General features: G+C 73.1%; 5 protein-coding genes. All 5 read left to right on the top strand.

All coding sequences use genetic code 11. The features are described 5' to 3' along the window. Positions 1-220: 220 nt before the first annotated feature. On the top strand, positions 221-1,564 hold the full coding sequence (locus tag BI06_RS30590; RefSeq protein WP_030397504.1) for an extracellular solute-binding protein: 1,344 nt from the start codon (positions 221-223) through the stop codon (positions 1,562-1,564). Next, a complete protein-coding gene (locus BI06_RS30585) occupies positions 1,561-2,493 on the top strand; it encodes a carbohydrate ABC transporter permease (RefSeq protein ID WP_030397503.1) in 933 nt (310 codons plus the stop codon). The genes BI06_RS30590 and BI06_RS30585 overlap by 4 nt, the downstream gene beginning before the upstream one ends. Beyond that, complete coding sequence (locus tag BI06_RS30580; protein ID WP_078880545.1) at positions 2,490-3,398, top strand: carbohydrate ABC transporter permease; 909 nt, start codon at positions 2,490-2,492, stop codon at positions 3,396-3,398. Before BI06_RS30585 ends, BI06_RS30580 begins: the two co-directional genes overlap by 4 nt. Before the next feature lie 8 nt (positions 3,399-3,406). Further along, on the top strand, positions 3,407-5,164 hold the full coding sequence (locus BI06_RS30575; protein ID WP_043472894.1) for a glycoside hydrolase family 36 protein: 1,758 nt from the start codon (positions 3,407-3,409) through the stop codon (positions 5,162-5,164). 43 nt (positions 5,165-5,207) lie between these two features. After that, positions 5,208-5,828 (top strand): LacI family DNA-binding transcriptional regulator (locus BI06_RS53955; protein WP_043472890.1); only part of this gene is annotated, 621 nt, incomplete at its 3' end.

The following is a 5,828-nucleotide window of genomic DNA, read 5'->3' as shown; positions in this document are numbered from 1 at the left end:
CTGAGCGGACGCCCCGCGCCCGGCCGTCCCCGCCCCAGGGCGGGGCGGCCCGGCACCCCCGCACCACCCCGCACCACCCGGCACCACGGAGCACCACCCGCACGACCCCGCACCATCCAGCACTACGCCGCACCACCTGCACCGCCCCGCATGCACCACCTGGCACCACCGACGTCCCACCCCGTCCCGCTCGACGTCCACCCCCTCAGAAGGGCATGCCATGTCACACCTCTCCCGTCGCGACCTGCTGCGCGCCTCCGGCGCCGGCCTGCTCACCCTCACCGCAGGCGGCGCCCTCGCCGCCTGCGGCGGCTCCAACGGCTCCGGCTCCTCCGGTGGGGACGCCGCCACCGGCAACATCACGGTCTGGTCCTGGACCAGCGCCGCCGACGCCCTGCGCGGCGTCGTGCCCGCCTTCGAGAAGGACAACCCGGGCATCAAGGTCGACGTCCAGGACGTCGGCAACCCGGCCATCTGGGACAAGATCACCGTCGGCCTGGCGGCCGGCGGCCAGGGCCTCGCCGACGTCCTGCACATCGGCTGCGACTACCTGCCCGGCTACCTGGAGAAGTTCCCCAACGGCCTCGCCGACCTCTCCGCGCTCGGCGCCGACGCCCACAAGGACAAGTTCGCCAAGGGCCTGTGGCCGGTCGTCACCGACAAGGACGGCAAGGCCCGCGCCCTCCCCTGGGAGGTCAACGCCCAGGGCTTCTTCTACCGCAAGGACATGTTCGACCGGGCCAAGCTCGACCCGACCACGTTCGAGACCTGGGACGACGTGATCGCCGGCGCCGACGCCTTCAAGGCGGCCAACCCCGGTGTCGGCGTGCTCGGCATCAACAAGCCCGGCACCCCCGGCCCCGACGTCGACTTCCTGCAGTCCCTGATGCAGCAGCAGGGCGCGTTCTACTTCGACCTCAAGGGCGACATCACCCTGACCTCGCCCGAGTGCGTCCGCGCCCTCACCCTGGTCAAGCGCCTCAACGACGCCGGACTCGTCATCGAGACGCCCGGCTCCACCGCCTGGCGCACCCAGATGAAGGACAGCCAGCTCGGCGCCGGCCCGCAGCCGTCCTGGGCCGCGCACTACATCGAGACCAAGTTCCCCGACCTGAGCGGCAACTGGCGGCTCACCCGGCCGCCGGCCGTCACCCCCGGCGGCAAGCGCACCGCCATCGTGAACACCACCCACCTGGCCGTCGCCGCCTCCAGCCCCCGCCGCACCGCCGCCTGGAAGTTCGTCGAGTACGCGCTCACCCGGGCCGACTCGGTCAACGCCATGTTCAAGGCCGGCAGCGTCTTCCCGGCGCTCACCGCCGCCTACCAGGACCCGATCTACAGCGAGCCGAGCGCCTACTACGGCGGCCAGCCGGTCCTGAAGACCTTCACCGACCTGCTCTCCGAGGGCGGCGACGCCACCAACTACTCCGGCGACTACGCCCGCGCCCTCAAGCTGGTCAGCGACGCCCAGACCAAGGTCCTGGTCAAGGGCGGCGACCCGGCCGAGGCGCTCCAGGAAGCGGCCAAGCAGCTGGCCCAGCAGACCGGGCGCAAGATCAAGTGACGGCCGCCGCTCCTCCGGTCACCCGGCCCGCCGCCCCGGCGGCGGTCCGCCCGGCCGCCGTCCGGCGCGCCAGGCTCCGCCGCCGGGCCGTGCCCTACCTGCTGCTCGCGCCCGCGCTGATCCTGTTCGGGGTCTTCAAGGCCTACCCGATCATCTCCTCGATGCTGCTGTCGCTGACCGCCGGCTCCGGCAGCGTCACCCACAGCGCGGGCCTCTCCAACTACCAACGGCTGCTGCACGACCCGCTGTTCTGGACCGCGCTCGGCAACACCGCCCGGATCCTGGTGGTCCAGGTCCCGGTGATGCTCGCGCTCGCCCTCCTGCTCGCGGTCGGCCTCAACGCGGCGTTCGTCCGCTGGCGCACCGTGTGGCGGCTCGGCGTCTTCATGCCCACCGTCACCGGACTGGTCGCCACCGGCATCCTGTTCTCCTTCCTCCTCAACACCAAGGACGGTGCGGTCAACAACCTGCTGGACTCGATCGGCCTGCCCACCGTCGACTGGTTCGGCGACGGCTTCTGGGCCCGGATGGCCGTCGTCCTCGTGCTGACCTGGCACTACACCGGCTACAACGCCGTCATCTACCTGGCCGGCCTGCAGGGCATCCCCAAGGAGCTGTACGAGGCGGCCATGGTCGACGGCGCCGGACCGGTCCGCCGGTTCCGCTCCGTCACCCTGCCCGCGCTGCGGCCCGTGCTGCTGTTCACCGTGGTGCTCTCCACCATCGGCACCCTCCAACTCTTCGACGAGCCCTACGTCCTGACCCGCGGCGGCCCCGACAACGCGACCCTCACGGTCTCGATGTACCTGTACGACAACGGCTTCCGCTACTTCGACTTCGGCTACGCCTCCGCCATCGCCTACGCCCTCACCCTGCTCGTCTCGGTGCTCGGCGCGGCCCAGATGCGCCTGATGGGAGAACGCGAATGACCTCTGCCGCCACCTCCGTCGAGCCCGTCGCACCGGGCCCGGCGGCCCCGCCCGCCAAGCCGGCGCCGACCGGCCCGAGCCCCTGGCGCCGAGTCCGCGGCTGGCCGCTCACCCTGGTGCTCGCCGCCGTCACCGGACTGTCGATCGCCCCGTTCTACTGGCTGGTGGTCTCCGCCACCCGCAGCGACGGCGAGATCTTCTCCTGGCCGCCGAAGCTGCTGCCCGGCTCCCACCTGGGCGACAACATCGGACACCTCCAGGACCGGGTCGGCCTCGGCCGGGTCCTGCTCAACTCGCTGCTGGTGTCCGGCCTGCAGACCCTCGGCGGGCTCGTCGTGGCGCTGCTGGCCGGGTACGCCTTCGCCAAGTTCCGGTTCCGCGGCCGCACGGTGCTGTTCGCCGTACTGCTGTCGACCCTGGTCGTGCCGGACCAGGTGATGCTCGTCCCGCTGTTCAAGATGATGATGTCCTTCGGGATGCTCGACAGCTACCAGGCGCTGATCCTGCCCGGCCTGTGCGTGCCGTTCGCGATCTTCCTGATGCGGCAGTCCCTCAGCGCCATGCCGGACGAACTCCTCGACGCCGCCCGGGTCGACGGCGCCGGCGAACTCCGGGTCCTGTTCGGCATCGTGGTACCGGTCATGCGGCCGGTGCTCGCCGCCCTGGGCATCTTCCTCTTCCTCGGCTCCTGGAACAGCTTCGTCTGGCCGCTGATCGCCCTGCGCAGCACCGACATGCACACCCTGCCGGTCGCCCTCGCCACCCTCCAGGGCATGAAGGCCAACACCGACTACGGCTCGATCCTCGCCGGAACCGCCATATCCACCCTGCCGATGATGGTCCTCTTCCTGGTCCTCCAGCGGCAGTTCATCTCCGGCCTGCTGGCCGGTGCCACGAAGGGCTGAACCGAACCATGACGGACACCAGCGACGAGATCTGGGAGCCCCACGCCCCCGCCACCACCGCGCGCCCCCGCCCGGTGGACCTGCCCGGCGCCGACGCCGGACGGCTGGAGCTGCTGGTCGCCGGGACGGCGAGCGTGCACGTCCTCAGCGAGGGCGTCATCGAGGTCACCGCCGAGGACCCGGACGGCGGGACCGGGGACGTCCGGATCGAGTGGCGCACCCCCTGCGTCGACGTCACCTCCTACTGGACCCCCGACCCGCGCGGCACCGGCTGGCTGCCCACCGCCTGGAACGCCCCGCGCCGCACCAGCCTCTCCCGCGGCGCCCCCGTCGCCGCCCTGGTCGGCACCGGGGACACCACGGTCTGCGCCTTCGCCACCGACCGCGAGGAGGTGCTCGCCAGCGCCGGCGTCGTCGAGGAGACCGGCGAGTTCCGGTTCTGGGTCCAGGCCGCCGGCCGCCTCACCGTCCGCATCGACACCTCCGGCCGCCACTTCGGCCGCAGCCTCGCCGAACTCGCCGACTGGTGGACCGACGGCCGCCCGGTCCACGTCCCCACCGCCGCCCGCCTGCCCGCGTACTCCACCTGGTACGCGCTGCACCAGAACATCACCCCCGAGACCGTCGAACGGCAGGCCGCCCTCGGCAAGGAGCTCGGCCTCGACACGATCATCGTCGACGACGGCTGGATGACCACCGACCGCACCCGCGGCTACGCCCACTGCGGCGACTGGGAACCCCACTCGCTGCCCGACACCGCCGCCCACGTCGCCCGCGTCCACGACCTCGGCGTCCAGTACATGCTCTGGTACGCGCTCCCGTTCATCGGGAAGGACAGCGCCGCCTGGGCCGAACTGAGCCGGTACACCCTCGTCGACGCCCCCCACATGGGCGCCGTCGTGGTCGACCCCCGGTACCCGGCGGTCCGCGCCCACCTGGTCGACCGGCTCGCCCGGGCCGTCGAGGAATGGGGCATGGACGGGCTCAAGGTCGACTTCATCGACTGGTTCGGCGTCCAGGACCCGCCCGCCCCCGGGCCCGAGGCCGACTGCGCCTCCGTCGACGAGGGCCTGCACCTGCTGCTCGCCGAGATCCGCCGCCGGACCGTCGCGGCCGCGCCCGAGTCGATGATCGAGCACCGCCAGCCCTACGTCAGCCCCGGCCTGTGGCCCTACGCCACCATGGTCCGGGCCGTCGACTGCCCGCTCAGCTCGCAGGAGAACCGGCAGCGCGTCGTCGACACCCGGCTGATCGCCGGACCGCTCGCCGTCCACTCCGACATGCTGATGTGGCACCCCACCGAACCGGCCGAGCAGATCGCCTGCCACCTGATCAACGTCCTGTTCGGCGTGCCGCAGATCTCCGTCGACCTCGCCGTGCAGAGCCCCGCCCAGCGCGAGGCGCTCGCCTTCTGGCTCGGCGTCTCCCGCGACCACGTCGACACCCTGCAACTCGGCGAGTTCCGGCCGGCCCGGCCCGACCTCGGCTACCCGATGGTCGGCGCCGTCGGCGACGGCACCACCGTCGTCGCCCGGTACGCGGCACTGCCCGTCGCCACCGGCACGGAGGCCGCCGGCGAGTGGCGTACGCTGCTGGTCGCCAACGCCGACGCCGACCCCGGGGTACGCCTCACCGGCGGCCGGGGCACCGCCGAGGCGACCGTCCAGGACGCCCGCGGCCGGACCGTCGGCACCTCGACCGTCCACCTGGACGGCGGCCTCGTCGACGTCCCCCGGGGCGGCCTGCTGACCCTCCGCCGGGTCTGACGGCCGGCGCCCGGCGGGGCGGCACCCATGTGAAGGAGAACCGATGACCACCCCGGGAGCACGCCCCGCGCGCCGCGTCACCACCATCGCGGACGTGGCCCGGGCGGCCGAGGTGTCCCGGCAGACCGTCTCCAACGCACTCAACGCCCCGCACCGGGTCCGCCCCGACACCCTCGCCCGGGTCAACGCGGCGATCGAGCGGCTCGGGTACCGGCCCGACCAGTCCGCCCGGTCGCTGCGCACCGGCGAGCGCCGCACCATCGGCTACCTCGCCCCGGTCGACGACCCCTTCGACCCCAACCCGCTGATGGCGGGCTTCCTCGAGGCCCTCGTCGACGCGGCCGGGGCCGTGGGCCACCACGTCCTGCTCCTCCGCCCGGCGGCGGGGGAGCAGGACGTCCGGGCGGTGATCGACGGTGTGGTGGCCGCCCGCCAGGTCGACGGCCTGGTCCTCGCCGACGTCCTCCCCGACGACCCCCGCGCCGCCCACGCCGCCCGGGTCGGCATCCCCTTCGCCGCCTTCGGCCGCACCGGGCCGGGCCTGCCGCAGCACTGGGCCGACATCGACAACACGGCCGCCACCGCCGGGATCGCCCGCCACCTCGCCGCCCGCGGCCACCGCCGGGTCGCCTTCGTCGGCGCGGCCACCACCCTGCCGTGGCTC

It is taken from the genome of Kitasatospora sp. MBT66 (assembly GCF_000710405.2).
GTDB lineage: Bacteria > Actinomycetota > Actinomycetes > Streptomycetales > Streptomycetaceae > Kitasatospora > Kitasatospora purpeofusca.
The sequence above is the reverse complement of the archived record's forward strand: the minus strand, read 5'-3'. Positions and strand labels throughout refer to the sequence as shown.

Coding starts and splice junctions, on each gene's coding strand:
- BI06_RS30590 (WP_030397504.1), top strand. CDS start 221: ATGTCACACCTCTCCCGTCGCGACCTGCTGCGCGCCTCCGGCGCCGGC.
- BI06_RS30580 (WP_078880545.1), top strand. CDS start 2,490: ATGACCTCTGCCGCCACCTCCGTCGAGCCCGTCGCACCGGGCCCGGCG.
- BI06_RS30575 (WP_043472894.1), top strand. CDS start 3,407: ATGACGGACACCAGCGACGAGATCTGGGAGCCCCACGCCCCCGCCACC.